At 71.4% G+C, this 22,960-nt stretch carries 20 protein-coding genes and 1 pseudogene; 20 read left to right on the forward strand and 1 reads right to left on the reverse strand.

Annotation, left to right across the window (positions count from 1 at the left end; all coding sequences use genetic code 11):
- Window positions 1-8: 8 nt before the first annotated feature.
- From sucD to MRBLWH3_RS08050, 5 genes are all read left to right on the forward strand, one after another.
- A complete protein-coding gene (gene sucD, locus MRBLWH3_RS08030; protein WP_363430340.1) occupies window positions 9-911 on the forward strand; it encodes a succinate--CoA ligase subunit alpha in 903 nt (300 codons plus the stop codon).
- Between the two features lie 170 nt (window positions 912-1,081).
- Window positions 1,082-1,522 (forward strand): nitroreductase family deazaflavin-dependent oxidoreductase, encoded by a 441-nt coding sequence (locus MRBLWH3_RS08035; protein WP_363430342.1) that lies wholly within the window; start codon window positions 1,082-1,084, stop codon window positions 1,520-1,522.
- Window positions 1,523-1,597: 75 nt separating this feature from the next.
- Window positions 1,598-2,125 carry a hypothetical protein gene (locus MRBLWH3_RS08040; RefSeq protein ID WP_363430344.1) on the forward strand — a complete coding sequence of 176 codons (528 nt, stop codon included), beginning with the start codon at window positions 1,598-1,600 and terminating at the stop codon, window positions 2,123-2,125.
- A complete protein-coding gene (locus tag MRBLWH3_RS08045) occupies window positions 2,122-3,690 on the forward strand; it encodes a polysaccharide deacetylase family protein (protein WP_363430346.1) in 1,569 nt (522 codons plus the stop codon). The genes MRBLWH3_RS08040 and MRBLWH3_RS08045 overlap by 4 nt, the downstream gene beginning before the upstream one ends.
- Before the next feature lie 160 nt (window positions 3,691-3,850).
- Entirely contained in the window at window positions 3,851-4,192 is a 342-nt protein-coding gene (locus MRBLWH3_RS08050; protein ID WP_414685414.1) for a hypothetical protein, read from the forward strand.
- Between the two features lie 923 nt (window positions 4,193-5,115).
- On the opposite strand, the pseudogene MRBLWH3_RS08055 reads toward MRBLWH3_RS08050, so the two are convergent.
- Window positions 5,116-6,257 (reverse strand): annotated as a pseudogene (locus MRBLWH3_RS08055) (NCS2 family permease); the annotation flags it as partial.
- A gap of 131 nt (window positions 6,258-6,388) precedes the next feature.
- On the opposite strand from MRBLWH3_RS08055, the gene MRBLWH3_RS08060 reads away from it, so the two are divergent.
- The 15 genes from MRBLWH3_RS08060 (at window position 6,389) to MRBLWH3_RS08130 (ending at window position 22,956) form a co-directional block, all read left to right on the forward strand.
- Window positions 6,389-8,020 (forward strand): DUF6350 family protein, encoded by a 1,632-nt coding sequence (locus tag MRBLWH3_RS08060; protein ID WP_363430348.1) that lies wholly within the window; start codon window positions 6,389-6,391, stop codon window positions 8,018-8,020.
- Between the two features lie 41 nt (window positions 8,021-8,061).
- A complete protein-coding gene (purN, locus tag MRBLWH3_RS08065; protein WP_363430350.1) occupies window positions 8,062-8,664 on the forward strand; it encodes a phosphoribosylglycinamide formyltransferase in 603 nt (200 codons plus the stop codon).
- 27 nt (window positions 8,665-8,691) lie between these two features.
- Window positions 8,692-10,296 carry a bifunctional phosphoribosylaminoimidazolecarboxamide formyltransferase/IMP cyclohydrolase gene (purH, locus tag MRBLWH3_RS08070; RefSeq protein ID WP_363430352.1) on the forward strand — a complete coding sequence of 535 codons (1,605 nt, stop codon included), beginning with the start codon at window positions 8,692-8,694 and terminating at the stop codon, window positions 10,294-10,296.
- A gap of 131 nt (window positions 10,297-10,427) precedes the next feature.
- Entirely contained in the window at window positions 10,428-11,762 is a 1,335-nt protein-coding gene (locus tag MRBLWH3_RS08075) for an RDD family protein (protein WP_363430354.1), read from the forward strand.
- A gap of 20 nt (window positions 11,763-11,782) precedes the next feature.
- Window positions 11,783-16,312 (forward strand): FtsK/SpoIIIE domain-containing protein, encoded by a 4,530-nt coding sequence (locus tag MRBLWH3_RS08080; protein WP_363430356.1) that lies wholly within the window; start codon window positions 11,783-11,785, stop codon window positions 16,310-16,312.
- 126 nt (window positions 16,313-16,438) lie between these two features.
- Window positions 16,439-16,726, forward strand: coding sequence for a WXG100 family type VII secretion target (locus MRBLWH3_RS08085; protein ID WP_363430358.1), 288 nt, complete (start codon window positions 16,439-16,441; stop codon window positions 16,724-16,726).
- 88 nt (window positions 16,727-16,814) lie between these two features.
- Complete coding sequence (locus MRBLWH3_RS08090) at window positions 16,815-17,108, forward strand: hypothetical protein (protein ID WP_363430360.1); 294 nt, start codon at window positions 16,815-16,817, stop codon at window positions 17,106-17,108.
- A 7-nt stretch (window positions 17,109-17,115) separates the two neighbouring features.
- Window positions 17,116-18,330, forward strand: coding sequence for a hypothetical protein (locus tag MRBLWH3_RS08095; protein ID WP_363430362.1), 1,215 nt, complete (start codon window positions 17,116-17,118; stop codon window positions 18,328-18,330).
- 60 nt (window positions 18,331-18,390) lie between these two features.
- On the forward strand, window positions 18,391-19,008 hold the full coding sequence (locus MRBLWH3_RS08100) for a hypothetical protein (RefSeq protein WP_363430364.1): 618 nt from the start codon (window positions 18,391-18,393) through the stop codon (window positions 19,006-19,008).
- 1 nt (window position 19,009) lies between these two features.
- A complete protein-coding gene (locus MRBLWH3_RS08105) occupies window positions 19,010-19,627 on the forward strand; it encodes a hypothetical protein (RefSeq protein ID WP_363430366.1) in 618 nt (205 codons plus the stop codon).
- The gene (locus MRBLWH3_RS08110) at window positions 19,624-20,400 is read left to right on the forward strand and encodes a hypothetical protein (protein WP_363430368.1); all 777 of its coding nucleotides are present in this window, start codon (window positions 19,624-19,626) and stop codon (window positions 20,398-20,400) included. Before MRBLWH3_RS08105 ends, MRBLWH3_RS08110 begins: the two co-directional genes overlap by 4 nt.
- Window positions 20,401-20,514: 114 nt before the next feature.
- The gene (locus MRBLWH3_RS08115; protein WP_116194191.1) at window positions 20,515-20,802 is read left to right on the forward strand and encodes a WXG100 family type VII secretion target; all 288 of its coding nucleotides are present in this window, start codon (window positions 20,515-20,517) and stop codon (window positions 20,800-20,802) included.
- Window positions 20,803-20,886: 84 nt separating this feature from the next.
- The gene (locus tag MRBLWH3_RS08120) at window positions 20,887-21,189 is read left to right on the forward strand and encodes a hypothetical protein (RefSeq protein ID WP_363430370.1); all 303 of its coding nucleotides are present in this window, start codon (window positions 20,887-20,889) and stop codon (window positions 21,187-21,189) included.
- On the forward strand, window positions 21,186-22,313 hold the full coding sequence (locus MRBLWH3_RS08125; protein WP_363430372.1) for a hypothetical protein: 1,128 nt from the start codon (window positions 21,186-21,188) through the stop codon (window positions 22,311-22,313). The genes MRBLWH3_RS08120 and MRBLWH3_RS08125 overlap by 4 nt, the downstream gene beginning before the upstream one ends.
- 1 nt (window position 22,314) lies before the next feature.
- Complete coding sequence (locus MRBLWH3_RS08130) at window positions 22,315-22,956, forward strand: hypothetical protein (RefSeq protein WP_363430374.1); 642 nt, start codon at window positions 22,315-22,317, stop codon at window positions 22,954-22,956.
- Window positions 22,957-22,960: the final 4 nt, after the last annotated feature.

The following is a 22,960-nucleotide window of genomic DNA, read 5'->3' on the forward strand; positions in this document are numbered from 1 at the left end:
ACAGAGAAATGTCGATCTTCCTGAACAAGGATTCCAAGGTCATCGTCCAGGGCATCACCGGCGGCGAGGGCACCAAGCACACCGCGCTCATGCTCAAGGCCGGCACCCAGGTCGTCGGCGGCGTGAACGCCCGCAAGGCCGGCACCACGGTGCTGCACGCCGACGCCGACGGCAACCCGGTCGAGCTCCCCGTCTTCGCCTCGGTGCAGGAGGCCATCGACGCCACCGGCGCTGACGTCTCGATCGCCTTCGTGCCGCCCGCGTTCACCAAGAGCGCCATGGTCGAGGCCATCGACGCCGAGATCCCGCTCCTTGTCGTGATCACCGAGGGCGTGCCCGTCGGCGACACCGCCGAGGCGTGGGCCTACGCGCAGTCGAAGGGGAACAAGACCCGCATCATCGGCCCGAACTGCCCCGGCATCATCACACCCGGCGAGTCGCTGGTCGGCATCACGCCCGCCAACATCACCGGCAAGGGCCCGATCGGCCTGGTGTCGAAGTCGGGCACCCTGACGTACCAGATGATGTACGAGCTGCGCGAGATCGGCTTCTCGACCGCCATCGGCATCGGCGGCGACCCGATCATCGGCACCACGCACATCGACGCGCTGGCAGCGTTCGAGGCCGACCCCGAGACCAAGGCGATCGTCATGATCGGCGAGATCGGCGGCGACGCCGAGGAGCGCGCCGCCGACTTCATCCAGGCGAACGTGACCAAGCCGGTCGTCGGCTACGTCGCGGGCTTCACTGCGCCCGAGGGCAAGACCATGGGTCACGCCGGTGCCATCGTGTCGGGCTCCGCGGGCACCGCACAGGCCAAGAAGGAGGCCCTCGAGGCCGCCGGCGTCAAGGTCGGCAAGACGCCGTCCGAGACGGCTTCGCTCATGCGCGAGATCATCGAGAGTCTCTGACCCGCACCAGCTCGAGAAGGGGGACGGATGCTGCAGCCCAGGGCTGCAGCATCCGTCCCCCTCCTTTCGTCCGCTGACGGAGGTCGACGCGTCGGCCGGAGCCTGCGGCATCGCCAGACGACGAGTCGACCCCGACCCGAACGGGGTTTCCGCCGCCTTACGCTGGTGGCATGCCGCTGACCGGAGAGTACAAGCCGTCCACGTCCGATTGGGCCCGCAAACAGGCCGAGGCGTTCGAGGCGTCGAACGGCGAGAAGGCGAACACCATGCGCGGCGTGCCGATCATCGTGCTGACCACCGTCGGCGCCAAGTCCGGAGCCCTGCGCAAGACGGCGCTCATGCGCGTCGAGCACGACGGGCGCTACGCCGTCGTCGCGTCGAAGGGCGGCGCCCCCGACGAGCCCAAGTGGGCAGAGAACATGCGGCGGCATCCCCACGTCGAGCTGCAGGATGCCGATGCGAAGCGGGGCTACACCGCGCGCGAGCTGTCGGGCGACGAGCGTGTCGAGTGGTGGGCGCGGGCCGCGGAGGTCTGGCCCGACTACGACGACTACCAGCAGCGGACCGACCGGCGGATCGCGATCTTCGTGCTCGAGCCGCGCGAGGACTGATCTCGGGAAACTCAGGCGTTCCTGAGCGATCCGCGTGCGTCCCGCTCCTAGACTCGGCCCCGTCAGGGGGTGTCCGTGTCGGGGGGCGAACGCGTCGGAACCACCGCACGGCGGTGGGAGATCGCGCTCGCCTGCACGGCAGCTGCCGTCGTCCTCGCGGCAGTCACCGTCGCCGCGATCGTGGCCGTTCCGCCGACGATCGCGAATCTCTCGAGCGAAGTGGCGGACGGCAGCGCTCCGACCGACCTCGGGGACGCCTCGGTCGTCGTGCCCGCCGACTGGGTCGTTACGCGCGACTCGGATGAGGCGATCACGGTGCGGACGCCCGACGGCGCGCTGCGCGCGAGGCTCGAGTCGGTCGACGAGAGCCCGGGCGATGTCGTCGCCGACGCCGGGGTGGGCGCTTCGCGGTCAGAACTGCTCGCGTCCGGCCTGACCGCGGTCCATGTCGATCTCGACGATGGGCGAGTCGTCGCAGGGGTGGGGGAGCCGGATGCCGCGCCCAGCGTGCGCGTCGTCGTGCAGGTGCACCCGACCGCGGGCGATGAGCCGGCGGCGTACCGCACCGCCATCGGCGATCTGCTGGAAGGCATCGGCCGATGAGGGCCCGGTGGGCGACGGCCGCGCTGGCCTCGGCGGTCCTTGCACTGTCGGCGTGCGCGCCGGCGTCCCGCGGGGGATGGGAGCCCCCCGCGTGGGCGCCCGAGGTCGTGCACGCGACCGAACCGGTCCCCGAGATCTCGGCGACCGCGGACGGGCCGCTCGGGGCGGGTATCGTGCCGTTGCGCGTGCGCAACGACGCGGTCGGCATCCAGGCACGCGTCGCGCTGCTGCCGGCCGGCTCTGCCACCGACCCGTTCAACGCCCAGGTGGAGCAGTTCGTCCGCGGGGCGATCGCAGACCGCGTGGTGGCGTCGGGGATGGCGTTCGTACCCACTCCGTCGCCCGTCGGGTCCGGGCTCGGGGACCGCCGTTGCGCTGCCGGCAGCACGCGGCTCCCGGCCGCCGAGCTCCTGGCCGATCCCGCTTTCGGCCCGGCGGGCGGCGCGGGGACCGCCGTGGTGTGCGGCATCGTCGCTGCGGGCGGGTCGATCGTGGGCGAGCGCATCCGTGTGGTCACCGGCGACCCGGCCGGCGTCCACTCCGACGCCACGACGACGCTCTACACGGACGTCGCGACCGGCGAGACGGTGACGGCCGACGGCCTGTGGGCTGACGGCGCGGCGGCCGCGCTCGGCGCTCACATCGTCGAGGCGCTGCGCCGCGATGCGGGAGCGCTCAGTCAGCGCCCGGTGGTGGTCGGCGATGAGGCACAGCTCGCGGCGATCCGCGCCGCGCTGGCGACGACCGTCCCCTCGGAGCAGGGGTTCGTCCTCACCCTGGCGCCGGGTTTCACGACGCCCGACCTCGCCGGGCTCGGCGCGCCGCCGACCACCGAGCCTCTCGAGATCGTCGTTCCCCCCGACATCGCCGCCGGTCTGGCGTCGACGCTCGGCACACGCGTGCTGGCCTCCCCCGGACAGCCCTACAGCGGACCCGTCGCGGCGCCGGCGGGAGCGCGCGTCGTGGACTGCGCGTTCGTGCCGTGCGTCGCGCTGACCTACGACGACGGTCCGTCCGCCTACACGGCCGGCATCCTCGACGAGCTTGCGTCGCGCGACGCAGCCGCGACGTTCTTCGCGATGGGCCAGAACGCGCAGGGGTACGCCGAGACCCTTGCCCGCATGACCCGGGACGGCCACGAGCTCGAGGGCCACACGTGGAACCACCCGCATCTTCCGCAGCTGACCGACGCCCAGATCACCGCCCAGATCGTCGACTCCACCCAGGCGCTCGAGGCTGTCTCGGGCCAGGACATCACCGCGTTCCGTCCGCCGTACGGCGAGTTCAGTCCGCGCGTGCTCGCCGCTGCCGCCATGCCCGCGATCCTGTGGGACATCGACACCCTCGACTGGCAGGGACCCGCCGACGACGTGCTCATCGCACGGGCCGTCGAGCAGCCGAGCGCCGGGTCGATCATCCTCCAGCACGACACCCAGGCACCCACCGCCCGCACGGCCGGAGCCGTCCTCGACGGGCTCCTCGACCGGGGGTTCCAGCTCGTCACCGTGCGACAGCTGTTCGGCGGAGAGCTGCCCGCCTCCGGTTCCTGGCGTCGCGCTCCCTGATCGGCCCCACCCTCCCGGGCCGTGGGGTAGTACTCCCGCGGTGACCGACATCGAGCTCACGCGCATCGCCGGCTCGACCCGCCCTCACTACAGAACCAACTTCTCGAGGCCGGGGTCACTACGACGCGCTCGCCGAGGTCGCCTGGACGAGTGCGACGGCATGACGGCTCCGCAGAACGTCGGCGGCAAGCTGCCCGACCTCAACGGCCTTCTCGACCCGCTCGGCAACGCGGGGGAGTGGACGTGGGACGTAATCGACCCCGCCCGCTACGCCGACTACCGCGTCTTCCCGCGGCGGCGGGTTCGCCGAGGACGCCTGGAGCGTCCGCGCATCGACGCGCCGCGGCGGCGGCCGGCGCATGCACCACGACGACGTCGGCTTCCGCGTCGCGCACGGCGGCTTCGACACGGTCGACGCGGCCCAGGGCTGGTCGGCCCGCACCGACGCCGAGCGCGCCGCGTACGACGGCGCGACGCCGCCGGCTGGACGCCGCGCCGCTGAACCCGCCCCAGCTCCCGGTTCGGGGCGTGTTCCGTTCGTTTGGGGCGCGTTCCGTGCGCCCCGAACGTGTTCCGTGCGCCCCGAACGTGCGCCGTGCGCCCCGAACCCGGGCGACCCCGTTCCGGGAGACGTGGGAGGGGACGGAGGGGACGAGTCCGGTGGGGCTGCGGCATCCGTCCGGTCGACGCGTGATTCGCCGCCTTCTCCGGGTTTGGGGCGTGTCTTGTTTGTTTGGGGCGCGTTCCGTGCGCCCCGAACGTGCGCCGTGCGCCCCGAACGTGCGCCGTGCGCCCCGAACCCGTGCGACCCCGTTCCGGGAGACGTGGGAGGGGAGGGATGCGGTGGGCTGCGGCATCCGTTCGGTCGACGCGTGATTCGCCGCCTTCTCCGGGTTTGGGGCGTGTTTCGTTCGTTTGGGGCGCGTTCCGTGCGCCCCGAACGTGCGCCGTGCGCCCCGAACCCCTGCGACCCCGTTCCGGGCGACGTGGGAGGGGACGGATGCGGCGGGCTGCGGCATCCGTTCGGTCGACGCGTGATTCGCCGCTCTCTCCCGGGTTTGGGGCGTGTTTCGTTCGTTTGCGGCGCGTTCCGTGCGCCCCGAACGTGCGCCGTGCGCCCCGAACCCGTGCGACCCCGTTCCGGGCGACGTGGGAGGGGACGGATGCGGCGGGCTGCGGCATCCGTCCGGTCGACGCGTGATTCGCCGCCATCTCCGGGTTTGGGGCGTGTTTCGTTCGTTTGGGGCGCGTTCCGTGCGCCCCGAACGTGCGCCGTGCGCCCCGAACATGCGCCGTGCGCCCCGAACCCGTGCGCCGTGCGCCCCGAACAGGGTCCGTGCGCCCCGACTCGAGCGACCACGCTCCGGGAGACGCCGGAGGGGACGAGTCCGGTGGGGCTGCGGCATCCGTCCGGTCGACGCGTGACTCGCCGAGCAGGGTCGCGAGCGGTCCGCGCGTGAAGTTGAGCACGAAGCCGGCGGCGACGACCCACAGCAGCGGGCTGATCTCGCGCGCTTGCCCGAGAGCGAGCGCACGACCCACGCGATGAACCCCGCGCCGCTGCCGTTCGCGATCGAATACGTCAGCGGCATCACGGTGATGGCGAGGAACACCGGCAGCAGGATCGAGAAGTCCGAGAAGTCGATGCACCGGATCTGCGACATCATGAGCGCGCCGACGATGACGAGGGCAGATGCCGCGACCTCGGTGGGCACGATCGGCACGAGCCGCGTGAAGAACATCGCGACGAGGAACAGCGCGCCGGTCACCACGTTCGCGAACCCGGTGCGGGCACCCTCGCCGATGCCCGCTCCCGACTCGATGAACACGGTGTTCGACGGGCTCGACGTGAATCCACCGGCGACCGCGCCGACGCGACGATGAGCGCGGACCTGATGCGCGGGAAGTCGCCCTTCTCCTTCGCGAGGCCGGCCTCCTTCGACAGGCCCGTCATGGTGCCCATGACGTCGAAGAAGTTCGTGAACACGAGCGTGAGGACGAGCATGAGCGCGGCGAGCACGCCGATGCGCTCGAACGAGCCGAACGACACCCGGCCGACCAGCGACAGGTCGGGCACGCTGACGAACGACGCCGGGAGGTCCGGGACCGTGGGGCCCCAGCCTCCGGGGTTTGACTTCGTCGCCGTCGGACTTCGGGCCGATGAACAGGCCGGTACCCACCGTGAGGGCGAGCTTCAACCGGATGGGCACCGCGTCGAAGATCATGCGGCGCAGGCCCGTCGCGGCCGACAGCACGATGATCATCAGACCGTTGATGACGACGAGGCCCATCGCCCGCGGGCAAGGTGACCGCCCGACAACCGGCACCGCGAGGAACGAATTGATGCCGAGGCCCGCCGCGAAGGCGAAGGGCAAGCGGGTCACGAGACCGAACAGCAGCGTCATCACCCCGGCGGTCAGCGCCGTGGTCGCGGCGACCTGCGTGAACCCGAGCGTGTCACCCGCGACATCCGTGCCACTGGACAGGATGACGGGGTTCAGGATGACGATCTCCGCCATCGTTACGAAGGTGCCGACACCGCAGCGGATCTCGGCGGGGTGGTCGATCCCGCTTGGTGACCTCCGGAGTGAAACGTTGGTCGCTCCCGCTCCAACCTGAGGATCCGCTGGACGGATGCCTCGACCGCGCGCGCGGGCGCCCCGCCCGAGGGGGTGCGTCGAAGTAGGGTCGATGGCGCATGCATCGCCTCATCGTCGCCCTTCTCGCCTCCACCGACGCCGTCATCGCGACGGCCGTCGGCCTTGCCGTGACCCTTGCTCCGCTCACCCTGCTGTGGGTGTTCGGATTCGGCGGCGGAGCGGACTGGGGTGTGCTGTGGCCGTCGGCGGTGTCGGTCTGGCAGCTCGGCAATCTCGTGCCGCTCGCGATCACGCTGCCGCCCGACTACCTCGCTGCGACGGGGATCGATGCGGGCGCCGCATCCTTCGTCCTGTCCCTCGCCCCGCTCGCGTTCGCCGGATTCACGGTCGTCTTCGCCGCCCGCTCGGGGACCCGCGCCTCGCACGCCGATGCGTGGCTCACCGGCGTGCTCACCTCGAGTGCCGTGTTCGCCGTGCTGACCACCGGCGCCGCGCTGACCGGCGCGAACGACGTCGCGCGCGCCGAGCACTGGCAGGCGATCCTCGTGCCGACGCTGCTGTTCGCCGTTCCCGCCGTCGTCGCCGCCGTGGTCACGGAGTGGTGCGAGGCCGGCTCGGGCGCGATCGCACGCCTGCGCGACCGCGTCGAAGCCGCACCGCACGGCTGGGGGGAGGTGCCCGCGCTCGTCGCGCGCGGGACGGCCGTGGTCGTGGTGGGGCTCGTCGGCATCGGCGCCGCAATGGCCGCCGTCGCCCTGTTCGCTCGCGCGGGGCAGATCGTCGCGCTGTTCCAGGCCGGGGACGTCGACCCGCTCGGCGCCACCGTCATCACGCTCGCGCAGCTCGCCTACGTGCCGACGCTCGCGGTGTGGGGGATGAGCTTCGCCGCCGGACCCGGCTTCGCCGTCGGCACCGGGACCTCGGTCTCGCCCGCCGGCACCCAGGTCGGTCCCATCCCGGGCCTGCCGGTGCTGGGCGCCGTGCCCGAATCGACGACCTCGTGGCTGCTTCTGCTCGCCCTGCTGCCGATCGCCCTCGGCGCGCTCGCCGGGTGGATCGCGCGCTCGCGGCTCCTGCACGCCGGGGGAGGGTCCCGCGAAAGGATGCCGCATCCCGCGCCGTCGGCAGGTCCGGCCTCGTCGCGGTTCGATGCGGGAAAGACGGCCACCCTCAGCGGGCTGCTCTCGGGGTCGGCTCCGGCGGAGCCCGCCGCGGATGCGCGTCTCGAGCGCGACGTCGATGCGCCCGAGGATCCGATCGCGGCACGTCTCGTCGTGACCGCGGGCATCGCGCTGCTCTCGGGTGCCGCGGCGGCGCTCCTCGCATGGGCGGCATCCGGGTCGCTCGGACCCGGGCGGCTCGCCGAGTTCGGACCCGACGCCGGGCCTGTCGCGCTGGCGGTCGGCCTCGAGGTGCTGCTCGGCGCCGCGATCCTGCTGCTGTCGCCGCGATCGGCCGGCGGGCGATCGGCCACGGAGCACTCCGTGCCGGCGCCCGCCGCGGCCGAGCCGGCCCGGCAGGACGAGGACCCGCACCCCGAGCCCCCGGAGGCCGCCGCGTTCGCCGCGTTCGCCGCGGTCGCCGCGTTCACCGCGCGGAGAGGCGGCGCGGTGCCCGAGGGCGACGCGGGGGCGCAGCATCCGCCCCCTCCTGTCACATCGGACGCGATGACCGAGCCGATCGACCTGCCCCTGCCCGCGCCGCCCGGGGAGAGCGGCGGGTCGGAGTGACGCCGCCCGGTGCGAGGGGTGGTTCCGATTAGACTGGGCCGGTGCTGACGGTCGCTGTTCTCATCTCGGGCACAGGATCGAACCTGCGCGCTCTGCTCGACGCGGCGGCCGATCCCGAGTTCCCCGCCCGCATCGTCGTCGTCGGCGCCGATCGCGAGGCCGACGGGTTCGCGCACGCCGAGGAGTACGGCATCCCCACGTTCATGGTGCCGTTCGCGCAGTTTGCGAGCCGCGAGGAGTGGGGCGCCGAAGTCGCCACCCAGCTCGAGGTGTGGCGGCCCGACCTCGTCGTGCTGAGCGGGCTCATGCGCCTGCTGCCGGCGGACCTCGTCGACGCGTGGTCGCCGCACATCATCAACACCCACCCGGCGTACCTGCCGGAGTTCCCCGGTGCGCACGGCGTGCGCGACGCACTCGCCGCAGACGTGGCGCAGACCGGGGCCAGCGTCATCATCGTCGACAACGGGGTCGACTCGGGGCCGATCCTCGCTCAGGAGCGCGTGCCCGTGCTCCCCGGCGACGACGAGCACGCCCTGCACGAGCGCATCAAGCCCGTCGAGCGCCGCCTCCTGATCGACGTGGTGCGCCGCGTCGCGACCGGCGACCTCGACCTCGCGGCGGTGTCCGCGAGCGCCCAGCTCTGACCCCCACCCCCACCGAGGAGATCCGCCATGGCCGGACCGAGCCACGACCCCGCCCTCTACCGCCCCCGCGACGTCGTCGCGGTGCGACGCGCACTCGTGTCGGTGAGCGACAAGACCGACCTGCTGGCGCTCGGCGAGGCGCTGGCCGCCGCGGGTGTCGAGATCGTGTCGACGGGCGGCTCCGCGACGCTCCTGCGTGAGGCCGGCCTCACCGTCACCGACGTGTCGAGCGTCACCGGGTTCCCCGAGTCCCTCGACGGGCGCGTCAAGACCCTCCACCCGAGCGTGCACGCGGGACTCCTCGCCGACCTCCGCCTCGAGGATCACGAGCGCCAGCTCGCCGAGCTCGGCATCGCGCCGTTCGAGCTCGTCGTGGTGAATCTGTATCCGTTCGTCGAGACCGTGCGCTCCGGCGCGCAGGGCGACGACGTCGTCGAGCAGATCGACATCGGCGGCCCCGCAATGGTGCGGGCGTCGGCGAAGAATTACGCCAACGTCGCGATCGTCGTCTCCCCGTCTTCCTACCCCGCGGTCATCGACGCCGTCCGCGCCGGCGGTACGACTCTCGTGCAGCGCCGCGAGCTCGCCGCCCGCGCCTTCGCACACACGGCCGAGTACGACCGCGCCGTCGCCACCTGGTTCACCGAGGGCACGCTCCTCGAAGAGGATCTACCGGCGCACCTCACGATCAAGGCCGAGCGCCTCGCGACGCTCCGCTACGGCGAGAACTCGCACCAGCGTGCCGCGATCTACACCCGCAACGGCGGCCACGGCATCGCCCAGGCGATCCAGCTCCAGGGCAAGGAGATGTCGTACAACAACTACGTCGACGCCGACGCGGCCCTGCGCGCCGCCTTCGACATGGTCAAGCCCGCCGTCGCGATCATCAAGCACGCGAACCCCTGCGGCATCGCGGTGACCGCGCCGAATGCGCTCGACCCCATCGCGAGCGCGCACCTGCGCGCGCACGAGTGCGACCCGGTGTCGGCGTACGGCGGCGTGATCGCCGCCAACGGCACGGTGACCCTGAAGATGGCCGAGAACCTCAAGGACATCTTCACCGAGGTCATCGTCGCGCCCGCGTTCGAACCGGCCGCGCTTGAGGTCTTCAAGGCGAAGAAGAACCTGCGCGTGCTGCAGCTGCCCGCCGACTGGCAGCAGGAGCGCATGGACGTGCGCCTCGTCTCGGGCGGACTGCTGCTGCAGGACGCCGACCGCTTCCCCGACGACATCGAGTCCGTCGCGAAGGACTGGCAGCTGGTGTCGGGCGAGCGTCCCGCCGACGAGGAGATGACCAACCTCATCTTCGCCTGGAAGGCCTGCCGCGCCGTCAAGTCGAACGCCATCGTCCTCGCCAAGAACTCGGCGACCGTCGGCATCGGCATGGGTCAGGTGAACCGTGTCGACTCGTGCCGCCTCGCGGTCGAGCGGGCCGGTGACCGCGCCGCGGGTTCGGTCGCCGCATCCGACGCCTTCTTCCCCTTCGCGGACGGCCCGCAGATCCTGCTCGACGCAGGCATCTCGGCGATCATCCAGCCGGGCGGCTCGGTCCGCGACGAGGAGGTCATCGCCGCGGCGAAGGCCGCGAACGTGACGATGTTCTTCACGAACGAGCGCCACTTCTTCCACTGACGCCGGCCACCCCGGAGGCGCCGTCCGGCCGATCGACCAGGACATGGGGCTCTTTCCCCATGTCCTGGTTCTCGTCGGGAGGGCACGATCGTCCGGATAGGGTCGATGCGGAGCGTTCGCCAGGAGGACCGGTGATTTGGGAGATCGACGACTCGACGCGTGCCGTCGAGGGGCTCGATGGGCGCGGCCGGCCGAGGCCGGAGTACGCCGCGACACTCGGGCTGCGCACGGCGCCGTTCGGGCGGCGCGTGCTCTCGACATCGATCGAGCTTGGCATCCTGCTGGTGCTCCAGCTCCCGGTCCTCCTCGTCACCCTTCCTGCGCTCCTGAGCACGACGGCGTCGCCGGACGCCGGCAACCTCGGTCTCGTCATCGCCTGCGGGGCGGCGTCGGCGGTGCTGACGAGCGCGTTCGTCGTGGTGCAGCTCGTGCTGCACGGGCGCAAAGGCGTCACCGTCGGCAAGGCCGCGACCGGGATCCGATCGGTCAACGTTCGCACGCTCGAGCGCCCGGGCTTCTGGCGGGGCGCGATGGTGCGCTCCCTCGTGCTGTACGGCAGCTTCCTCGTGCCGCTGGTGGGTCCGGTGCTCGTCATCGCGTGCTCGCCGCTGTTCGACCCCGAGCGACGGGGCCGCGGCTGGGCAGACCTCGCCGGGGCGACGTGGTTCGTCGACGCGCGTGACGGGCTCAACCCCTACGACGTCAAGCGCATGCGCATCGCCCGCAAGACCGCCGCCACGGACCTCGCGGACGAGCGCAGCGAGCTGCGCTCCCTCGCCACCTCGGCGACGGCCCCCGGCACCGGCGCCTACATCCCGGTCACCCGCAGCAGCGGGGGAGTCGTGGGTGCGCCGCGTACCGACGCGTACGCGTCGACCGCCGAGGCGAGCGGGACGGATGCCGCGTCCCCCGCGTCCGCTCCGGCGCCCGCGCTCGCACCTGCCGCCGTGGCGCCGGCCGGTGCCGCGCCGGCCGCCATCGCGCCCACGGGGCCCTCCTCCGGCCCGGGGATCCCGTGGACGCCGCCCCGGCTGCTGCCCGACGCGAGCCCCGCGCCCACGCCTGCCCCAGCAGCCCCGCAGGCCGCGCCCGGAGCCCCGGCGCGTCGATCGCCGTCGCCGGCCGACCCTGCGACGCCGGGCGTCGTCCTCGAGTTCGACACCGGCGCCCGCATCGCGCTCGACGGGTCCGGCATCCTGATCGGCCGCGATCCGGCGGCCGGGCCAGGGGACGCCGGTCTCGCGCTCGTTCGGCTGGACGACCCGTCGAAATCCATCTCGAAGACCCATCTGGCGCTCCTGCGCACGGGTGGCAGCATCATCGCGATCGACCGTGCATCGACCAACGGGAGCGCGGTGATCCGCGACGGCGTCGAGCACGCCCTTCCGCCCGGCCAGGGCATCGCGGTCCGCTCCGGAGACACCCTGCTGCTCGGCGAACGGCGCGCCCGCGTCCGCATCGGCTGAGGCAGCACAGCGAGGAACCCATGAGACTCAGACTCACCCTGCAGCGCCGGAACGCCCAGCACATCGACATCGTGGTCACCTCCGACACGACGGCGACCGTGCAGGATGTCGCGAGGCACATCGTCGAGACCGATCCGGCGCGCGAGACCGTCGCGTCACCGCGTGACGTGCTGACGCTCAAGGTGGCGCCTCCGACGTCGTCGACGTTCACGATGCTCTCGCCCGAGACGCTCATCAGCGACGCAGCCGTGGGCTCGGGCTTCGTCGCCTCCATCGTCAACCTCGGCGAGGACTACATCTCCACCCGCGCAGCCGGCGGCCCGCCGGCCGCGATCCTCTCGATCGTCGGCGGCCCGCTCGTCGGGCGCGAGTTCCCGCTGCCGCGCGGTCACTTCACCCTCGGCCGCGTGGCGGGCAACGACATCGTCCTGGCGGACCCGCTGATCTCCAAGTCGCACGCACGCATCGAAGTCGGTGCGTCGGTCGAGCTGGTCGATTTGAACTCGGCGAACGGCATCGTGGTGGACGGCGGCCTCGTGCAGCGCCTTCGCGTCATCCCCGGGCAGCGGTTCTCCCTCGGCGACACGGACATCGTGGTCCGCATGGTGCAGGACTTCGCGCCGGTGGAACAGGATCCCGTGCTCGAGCGGGGCGGCTCGCTCCTGTTCAACCGCAGCCCGCGCGTGGAGCCGCGGTACGTGGGCGAGGAGCTGCCCGAGCCGCGGATGCCGAAGGACCCGGTCTCGCGGCTGTTCCCGTGGCCGATGCTGGTCGCGCCTCTCATCCTCGGCATGGCACTGTTCGCGATGAACGGCAACCCTCGCTCGCTCCTGGTCGTGGTGATGTCGCCGCTCATGCTCCTCGGCAACTTCATCTCGCAGCGCACCCAGGTCGGCCAGCGCGCCCGCAAAGAGACCGAGATCTTCGAGCGCACGTTCGAAGAGCTGGAAGAGAGCCTCTATCGCGAACGGCCGCGCGAGCGCGAGATCCGCAACGCGGAGGTGCCGCCGGTGGCCGTCGTCTTCGACGAGGCGATGCGGCTCGGCCCGATGCTGTGGACCCGGCGACCCGAGCACTGGAACTTCCTGTCGGTGCGACTGGGCACCGCCGAGGCCCCGTCGCGCACGACGGTGAAGAGGTCCGAATCGCCCGAGGCGCTCCAGGAGTTCGTCGACCGCGTCGACCGGCTGCGGGATCGCTACCGCATGATCGACGGCGTGCCGGTGCTCGAGTCGCTGCAGAGCGTCGGGGTGATCGGCGTCGCGGGAGGCGAGCGGGAAGCCGCCGACGCCTTGCGCGGCCTGTGCGTCCAGCTGTTCGGCCTCCACTCGCCCAACGAATTGGTCGCGATCGCGCTCACCGAACCCCGATGGGCGACGCACCTCGAGTGGCTCAAGTGGCTTCCGCACACCTCCAGCGAGCGCAGTCCCTTCCGCGAGATGCCGCTGTCGGATTCGGCGTCGACCGGCGCAGCGCTGCTGTCGGGCCTCGAGGAGCTCGTCATGCAGCGCTCCAAGGCCGCCTCGTCGCCGCGCCTGCCGCTGGACGACGAGTGGGACCCGATGCGCTACGGCACCGATGTGCGCCGCGCCGCGGAGGAGGCCACCTTCCCCGGCCAGACCGCGGTGCTCGTCATCGTCACCGCCGACGCCCCGGTCGATCGCGCGCGCCTCACGCAGGTGCTCGAGCGCGGCGCCGACGTGGGTGTCTACGGCCTGTTCGTGGCGCCGGTCGTCGAGGCGCTGCCCGCCGTCTGCCGCAGTTTCATCGACGTGTCCCAGGGCCTCGAGCACGCCCACGCCGGCACGGTCCGCAGCGGCGTGGACTATCCGGAGACCGCGGTCGAGGGCGTGTCGAACGAGCTCATGACCGTGCTGGCCAAGCGGCTCGCCCCGGTCGTGGACTCGAGCACGGTCGTGGAGGACTCGTCCGACATCCCGAACTCGGTCATGTTCCTCTCGCTCGTCGGCAGCGAGCTCGCCGTGGATCCCGGCTCCGCCGTGGAGCGCTGGCGCGAGAACAACACGATCATCGACCGCTCGGGTGCGGTGCTGCCGCGCTTGAAGAAGGCCGGGACCCTCCGCGCGATCGTCGGACAGGGGGCCACGGACGCGATGGCCCTCGATCTGCGGACGCAGGGACCGCACGCCCTCGTGGGCGGCACCACCGGCGCGGGCAAGTCCGAGTTCCTCCAGGCCTGGGTGCTCGGGATGGCCGCCGCCCACAGCCCCGACCGCGTCACGTTCCTGTTCGTCGACTACAAGGGCGGCTCCGCCTTCGCAGACTGTGTCGAGCTTCCGCACACGGTGGGCCTCGTCACCGACCTGAGCCCGCACCTCGTGCGACGCGCGCTCACCAGCCTGCGCGCTGAGCTGCACCACCGCGAGCACCTCTTCAACCGAAAGAAGGCGAAGGACCTGCTCGAGCTGGAGAAGCGGCGCGACCCCGACACCCCGCCCGCCCTCGTGCTCGTCATCGACGAGTTCGCCGCGCTCGCGGGGGAGGTGCCCGAGTTCGTGGACGGTGTCGTCGACATCGCGCAGCGCGGGCGCTCGCTGGGGATCCACCTGATCATGGCCACGCAGCGGCCGGCGGGCGTCATCAAGGACAACCTGCGCGCCAACACCAACCTCCGCGTCGCGCTGCGCATGGCCGACGAGTCGGACTCGAAGGACGTCGTCGACGATCCCGTGGCCGCGCGCTTCGACCCGGGCATCCCCGGCCGCGGCATCGCCAAGACCGGCCCAGGCAGGCTCGTGCCGTTCCAGTCCGCCTACGCCGGTGGCTGGAGCACCGACGAGGCGCCTGCCGCCGACGTGGGCGTCGCGCAGCTGCGGTTCGGGTCCGTGCAACGGTGGGAGCTGCCGGACTCGGGCGAATCCGAATCGCATGACATCGATCCCGGGCCGAACGACCAGAAGCGCATCGTCGCGACCCTGGTCGCCGCCGCCCGGGCGGCGCGGATCCCCGCCCCTCGGCGCCCGTGGCTCGACGACCTCGAGACCACCGTCGACCTCCGCCAGCTGCGGGCGGGACGACCCGGCTTCATCCTGCTCGGCAAGCGCGACGTGCCCGAGCGGCAGCTGCAGGAGCCGGTGTATTTCGAGCCCGACCGCGACGGCTCTCTTCTGGTGTACGGCACCAGCGGCTCGGGCAAGTCCACCGTGCTGCGCACGGTCGCGATCGCCGCGGCGATGGGGCGCCGCGCCGAGAACATCGCGGTGTACGGTCTGGACTTCGGCGCCGGCGCGCTCAAGAGCCTCGAGGTGCTGCCGCACGTCGGCTCGATCATCCCCGGCGACGACGCCGAGCGCGTGCAGCGCATCATGCGCTCGCTGGCCGGCATCCTCGACGACCGCGCCAAGCGGTTCAGCGCGGCAAACGCCTCGAGCATCGCGGAATACCGCGAGCTGACCGGGCGCGACGAGTCGCGCATCATCGTTCTCCTGGACGGCCTTCCGCAGTTCCGCGCCGAGTGGGAGTCGACGACCGCGCGGATGCCGTTCTATCAGGCGTTCATGCGCATCCTCGGCGAGGGTCGCCCCCTCGGTGTGCACGTCGTCGCGACGGCGGACCGCTCCGGGTCGGTCCCCACCGCCATCAGCTCGAACGTGTCGCGCCGGGTGGTGCTGCGGCTCTCCGACGAGAACGCGTACGCCCTGCTCAACGCACCCAAGGACGTGCTCGACGAGCGCTCGGCACCGGGCCGTGCCATCGTCGACGGCTTCGAGACGCAGATCGCGGTGCTCGGCGGCACGCCGAACGTGGCGGAGCAGACCAAGCTCCTCGGCCAGTGGGCCGACGAGCTGCGGGCGCTCGGCGCACACGAGGTGGACGAGATCGGCTCGCTGCCGACACGGCTCGCCTGGCAGGCGCTGCCGGATCGCCTCGGCGAGTTCCCGGTGCTCGGCATCGCCGAAGACACGCTCGCGGCCCGCGAGTTCGATCCCGTCGGCACGTTCGTCGTCGCAGGGCCGCCGTCGGCCGGCAAGACCAACGCGATGAAGGCGCTGGTCACGTCGATGGTGCGCTTCGATCCGACGGTGCGGCTCTTCCATTTCGGGGGCCGGCGCTCGCAGCTCAAGGAGTTCGCCCCCTGGATGCGCAGCGCCACGACGCCCGACGAGGCGAAGGAGCTGGCGACCGAGCTCGGCGAGCTCGTCGCCGACGAGTCGATCGACGCGCGGCTGATGATCGTGATCGAAGACGTGCCGCAGTTCGCCGACTCGCCGGCGGAGCGCCCTCTCAAGGCGCTGTTCCAGGCGGTCAACCGCAGCGAGCATCTGCTCATCGGCGACGCCGACGTCACGCAGGTCACCAGTGGCTTCGGCTTGGTGGGCGACTTCAAGGGCGGCCGTAAGGGCATCATCATCAAGCCCGACGCCTTCGACGGCGACGCGGTGTTCAAGGTGCCGTTCCCGAAGGTCAAGCGGTCCGACTTCCCCGATGGCCGCGGCATCTTCGTGCAGGCGGGGCGCCAGGTCACGGTCCAGCTGCCGCTGGTCGAGGCATCCGTCCTCCCCGTTCCGCAGGCGGCGCCGCAGCACTGACGCGGCCTGAGGCGCCGGGCGCGAGGACATGGGGAATGGTCCCCATCGCGTCTCGTCGACGCGCTCCGTTAGGTTGCTGAGTGTCCCGCCCGACGGGGGTCGGGAATCTGAGTGAGGGAGTTGACGATGGCTGATTTCGGTGCTTCGTATGCGGAGATGGAGCAGGTGGCGTCGTCGCTGTCGCAGGCTCGTGATGACATCCAGGGTCAGTTGGACGCGCTGAAGGGCCAGGTGGACACGCTGCTGGGTGAGGACTTCAAGACGCAGCACGCGTCGGGCAAGTTCGGTGAGGGGTACACCGAGCTGACGACGGGTCTGAAGGGTGCTGTGGACGGCATCAACGACATGTCGGAGTCGCTGCTGGGCATGATGCGTGCCATCCAGGACCTCGACCAGCAGCTCGCCGGCGGCTGAACCGCCGGAACGCCGGGGCGGTGAGGGCCATGCGCCCTCCCGCCTTCGGCGTCGCTGATGACGGTGGACGACGCAGGGAGGAACGGACGTGGGAGTCAAGGTCAGCTACGACGAGCTGGGCGAGCTGAGCACGCAGCTCAAGCACATCGTCGACGAGTTCGAGAACGCGGGCAGCCGCCGTCGCGATCTCGAGGACGCCGTCGACCGGCCGTACGACAAGAGCGAGCTGAAGGACGCCGCCCACGACTTCGAAGGCCGGTGGGACGACCGCCGCAAACGCCTGATGGAGAACTGCAAGGGCGTGGCCGAGCACGTCGACAGCGTGATCGAGGGCTTCAAGGACTTCGACGTCCGGGCCGCCAGCAAGTCCGAGAGCGAATGAGCGAGAGATGACCGTCACCCCCTACATGCCCTCGCACACCCCGACGGGCGGCAATCTGATCGACAACCTGCGCGGCGACGCCGACGACGTGACGCAGCGCGGCCAGCAGATCGTCGACCTCGGCGCCGACATGGCCGATGCGTGGTCGCTCATCTCGCGGCTCGCCGACAACGGCGCCGAGATGGAGGGGCGGTCGATCGACAAGCTCCGCGAACTGTGCGAGAAGGTCAGCAGCGACCTCTCCGAGGCCTCCGAACTCTACGCCGCCGTCGGTCCGCACATCCGCACCTACGGCGGTGCGCTCGCGACGTCGCAGGCGGTCATCGACCCTCTCGTGTCGAAGCTGCAGGACCTGTGGAAGGAGTACTACCAGCTCTCCCGCGACGCCGACACGGCCGAGGGCGCCGTGCCGCGCGAGCCCGACGACGACGCCGACGCCGACGAGCAGTCTGCGTACGACACGGCCTCCGCGAACGCCGACGGCAAGCGCGGTCTCGCAACGGCCAAGAAGGGCGAGTGGGATGACGCCGCCGGCGACTACGACACCGCCTGGGACGACTGGTTCGATGCGTTCGACCTCGCCGCCAAGAACATCAAGGAAGGCGTCAGCGGCAAGATCGAGGACTCGTGGAAGGACGACCTGCGCGGCGCGCTGGACTTCCTCGCGAACGTCCTTGCCGTCGCGGGCATCGTCCTCGCCGTGCTCGCGATCGTCATCGGCGGCCCGATCATCGCGGCGCTCGCCGCGATCGTCGCCATCGCGACGCTCGTCGTCGCCCTGACACGCAAGATCGCCTTCGATGACGGCAGCTGGTGGGACGTGGCCTTCGGCGTCCTCGGCGTCATCCCGTTCCTCGGGCCGGCCGCGCGGACGATCCGCGGGCTCGGCACCACGTCCGGGTGGCGCGCGCTGGGCACCTCGTTCGGCGACGACGCGGTGCGACTGCTCGGTCTGCGCGCGACCTCGATGGACGACTGGGCGTCGGGGTTGAACGCGCTGCGCGGCACGACCTTCGCCGACAGGGCCGCCGACTTCTCAGCCGCCCTGTTCTCGGGCAAGAACATCGACGACTGGGCGCGGATGGGTTCCTCCACCCGCGACGCCCTCACCACCGTCAGCACCGTGTGGGTGGCCCAGTTCCAGATCGTGGGGCAGATCAAGGACATGGCCGGCGGTGCGCTGCCCGGGTCGTTCGACCCCGACCAGAACCCGTTCTCGTGATCGGCCCCGCTGCGGCGGCTTCGGCACGGGGCACCCTCGGCCGGATGGGAGACTGGTCGGGTGAGTGATCTGCGCAGCGAGCTGAGAGGCCGCGTGGCACCGGCGCTGCCGGCTTACCGGATGCTCCTTCCCCTCGGCTGGCAGGCGTACGACCTCAGCGACCAGACCGAGCGCGAGCTCGTCGGGGCTGCACGCAGCCGCCTGTCCGGCGCCGGGCGTGCGGACCTCGCGGCAGGCCTGACCGGCCAGGTGGAAGACGCGTTCCGCAGTCTGCGTGGCCAGGACGCCTTCGCCATCGCTTTCGCCGGGGAGTCGGCGCCCAGCTGGGCCTTGGGCGCCGCGAGCCTCGTGGGCCTCCGGCGCTCGGCGACCCCGGAGTCTCCGCTGGACGCCGTCGTCGAGGACGCGGTCCGCAACCGCGGCGGCGTCGCCGTCGGCGAAGGGCACCGCATCGTGCGCTGGACGGATCGACGGCCCGTCACCATCGACGCGGTGTCGGCCGTCTCGCTGCTGATCAACTATCTGATCCCGATCCCGGGCACTCGGCGGACGCAGGCGGTGCAATGGACCGCGACGGTCGCCCACGCGGCCGACCTCGCCGAGGACGAGCCCGTCCTCCTGGCGTGGGTCGCCCTCTTCGACCACCACATCGCCAGCTTCACGTGGAGCACTCGCTGACATGCAGATCACCCTCCGGCACGACCCCGAGCGGACCATCGCCGTTCCGCACGCCGAGCGATCGGCAGCCGAGCGCACCGTCTGGGCCCGGGAGGCCGCCTACGCCTTCGCCGCGCGCAACGACGTCGAAGAAGCGGTCGCCGACCGCCTCTCGCTCGCCCTCGAAGACATCGCGAGCGCCACGGGCGACGACCGCAGGAACCTGCTCATCGTCGGAGCGGAGGGACGCGTGCTGGCGCCGCTGACGGTGTTCGCCGCCGCGGAACCCCTCGCCGAGGCCGAGCAGGCCGCCTTCCTGTGGTCGCCGTCCGCGCTGCTGCCCGCGACGACCGAGGTCGTCGAGTCCGAGCAGTTCGGGCCGGGCTTCACCGCGACCCTGCTCGAGCGTCACGGTGACCACGACTTCGGCTTCCGCCGGTGGCTGTTCGTCGGCCGGAACGCGACAGTCGGCGCCATCCTCGGTCCCGTCGCACCCTACGGTCTGGCGTTCGTCGAAGAGATCGCGGCAGAGGTGCTGCGCGAGTCCGCACTCGAGGGGTTCGTGCCGACATCGGACCGGACCCGCGTCGATCAGCTCGATTCGGCGGTGGTGCGGGTGGGGGAGGAATGGCAGCTATGACCTCGCGCACGCTGAAGGCTCTCGTCGACGAGGCCCAGGAATGGGGCCCGCTCGAGTGGTGGCGGCTGGAGCTTCGCTCGTTCGTCGGCGCGCCGCGCGCGCAGCACACCCTCGTCGTTCTCGCCCCCAAGGAGGCGGTGCGCGGGGAGCATCCCGGCCTCTCGTTCGGGAGCGTCGTGCAGTCGTTGGCGTACCTGTTCCTGCTGATCGCGCCGCTCATCGGCGCCGCCGCCATGCTGCGCTGGCTCGTGGCCGGGAGCGTGTACGACTTCCCGTTGGCGCTCGCCGGCGTCCTGACGCTCATCTCGCTGCCGATCACGGGCTGGAGCGAGCTGCAGCGTCGGCGCTACCCGCGCGCGGCCGCGAAGTCGGCGGTGCGCTCGAACTCGCTCATGCACGTGCTGCCGGGCCTCGCGTCAGTGATCATCGCCCTCACCGCGGGTCGTGACCTCCTCGACGGCGGCGCCTGGGCGTGGATCGTCGTGATCCTCGCGGATGTCGTCATCTACGCCGCGATGTTCGTGCGCGGCAACACGATCAAGGACGGGCCGCAGAATCCCCACGACAACGTCGATCAGAGCGTGAAGGAGATCCCCGCGGATCAGCTCCGCGGGATCATCGCCGACCGCGATGCGGCCATCGACCTGCTCGTCGAGAGAGGACTGATCGGCGCCGCGACCGGCGACGACGCACGGGCCACGGCGCCCGGCCATCTCGCGCTGACGCTCGCCCCCGAGGCCGGCTCCGCGTACTACCGCCCCGATCAGGTCTGACCGTCCGGCATTCATCCACATGGGGAATGGTCCCCATGGGCTCCCCCGGGCGTCCCGGTTAGCGTGGAGTCATCGGCCCGACGGGGGTCGGGTATCTGAGTGAGGGAGTTGACGATGGCTGATTTCGGTGCTTCGTATGCGGAGATGGAGCAGGTGGCGTCGTCGCTGTCGCAGGCTCGTGATGACATCCAGGGTCAGTTGGACGCGCTGAAGAGCCAGGTGGACACGCTGCTGGGTGAGGACTTCAAGACGCAGCACGCGTCGGGCAAGTTCGGTGAGGGGTACACCGAGCTGACGACGGGTCTGAAGGGTGCTGTGGACGGCATCAACGACATGTCGGAGTCGCTGCTGGGCATGATGCGTGCCATCCAGGACCTCGACCAGCAGCTCGCCGGCGGCTGAACCGCACCCGCAAAGCAAAGCTCGACTTTCTGACCGGAGCGCCGCTCCCGCGGCCTCCGGTCAGTCGTCTCCGGAGGGACTGCCATGACCGATGTGCGGATCGACTACGACGCGATGAACGCGAGCCGGCACGCGTACGCCAACATGCGGACACTGCTGGACGACGCCACGGGCGCGCTCTCGAACGTGTGCGGCTCGGCGGTGCCGCAGGACGAGCTCCGCCGGCGCCTCGAAGACCTGCACGGGTCATGGGGCGGCGGCATGGACAAGCTCGCGCGCTACGCCGAGGATGCCGGCACCGGCCTGCAGGGCATCCTCGAGGCGTTCCAAGGTCTCGACAGCGAGCTCGGAGCGAGCATGGTGCCGCAGGAAGGCAGTGCGGCGTGACCGACTTCAGCGCGCTCGGGTTCGACCCCGCACCGGGCGACCTCGCGACGCTCGACAGCTACGTCGACGCGCTGTCGAGCGGCTGCGACGGCGTCGACGACGCGCTGTCGATGCTCGACGGCGGCGACGACGCCGACTGGGTGGGGCTCTCCGCCGCAGCCTTCCGCGCCTCGATGAGTGAAGACTTCCGCCCGCAGCTCGCCGACACCGGCGAAGCGCTGCGCACCTCGCGGAATGCCCTGCGCACCTGGAGCACACAGCTCGCCTCCTTCCAGCAGCGGGCGCGGGTGCTCGCCGAGGAGGCGGATGCCGCAGCCGCGCGGGTCGCCGCGTGCGAGTCCGCGCACACGTCGGCGGTGAAGCACGAGGACGACGACGACGCGGACCCCGATGCCGTCTCGGACGCGGCGCTGGCGCTCGGGACGGCCGGCGACGAGCTCGAGCAGATCCGCGCCTCCGCCCGCAGCCTCAAGGCGGAGGTCGACGACGAGGCGGCGACCGCCGCGCGCTCGCTCAACGACGCCGGCGGCATCCTCGACGACTACGCGGGCAACGCGTTCTCGAACTTCCTGGGCGACGCGGGCGAATGGCTCGCCGACGCCGGCACCTGGCTCATGGACAACGTGGTGCCGATCCTGGAGGACATCCTCCGTGCGGCGCTGCCGATCATCGCGATCCTGTCGCTGTTCGTCCCGGTCCTCGGCACCGTGGCGCTCATCATGTCGATAGCCCTCGTGGCCATCGACGGTCTCCAGGCCCTCACCGGGCGGGGGGACTGGACGGACTTCGCGGTCGGGGCCCTGGGCCTCCTGGCCGGCGGTGCCCTCGGCATGGCGGCGAAATCGCTCATCGGTCCCGGTGGTCAGGTGCTCATCCCGTCGATCCAGCGGATGACCCCGGCGCTGGCCGGCGGCGGCACCGCGGCGGGATCGCTCGCGGTGGCCCTGAACGTCAACCTGCCGAACCTGGTCTCGAACACGTACTGGACCATGTCGCAGGCGAAGGACGCGCATGACAACGGCGAGAGCTTCGTCGACAGCCTGAGCGGCCCGTGGCAGAACCTCGCGGAGCGCGTCGACAACACCATCGAGGGCAACGGTCCGCGGACGGATGAGGAGCTCTGAAATGGCGACACCGAGGACGAGCGGCGATCGTGTGTGGCAGCGGATGCCGCAAGGGTGGATCGAGTTCCGCTCGTTCGGCGATCGCACGCCCCAGGAGTGGCTGGATTGGTATCTGGCCGGCGGCGACGGCTGGCTTCCCGACGATGCACGTGCGGCGATCGTGGCGGGCTTCCACGCCGGGGTCGCCGCTTTCGAGGGTACGGACTTCGACTCGGCAGGGGTCTCCCTCACGCTCGGCGAGCGCCCGGCCGTCAGCTTCCTCTGCACGAACGTGGTGAGGGTCGCGGCGGGGACGGATGCCCCGTCCCTGGAGTTCCACCGTCTCTTCCCGCTCGCGCGGTTCGGTGTGGATTCCGCGGCCGAGACCTTCACCGCGCCCGACGGGCGTGTGGGCACGGTCGCCTCGGGCACGCTGGAGCTCGGTGGCAGGGCGGTCGTCACGACGGTCGGCGAGATCCGCCTGCCCGCCGCCGACGGGACGATCCTCGTCATGGGGATGTGCACAGACGCCGGCCAGCGCACCGAGCTGGCTGTCCTCACCGCTTTCACGCTGTCGACCACGCAGGTGCTGCCCGATGGCGTCGAGCCGGCTCCCCTGGAGGCGGCCGCGCGCGGGGGCGACCTGCCGCACGTCGTAGCCTGACGGT

This window comes from Microbacterium sp. LWH3-1.2, assembly GCF_040675855.1.
In the GTDB taxonomy this organism is placed as follows: Bacteria; Actinomycetota; Actinomycetes; order Actinomycetales; family Microbacteriaceae; genus Microbacterium.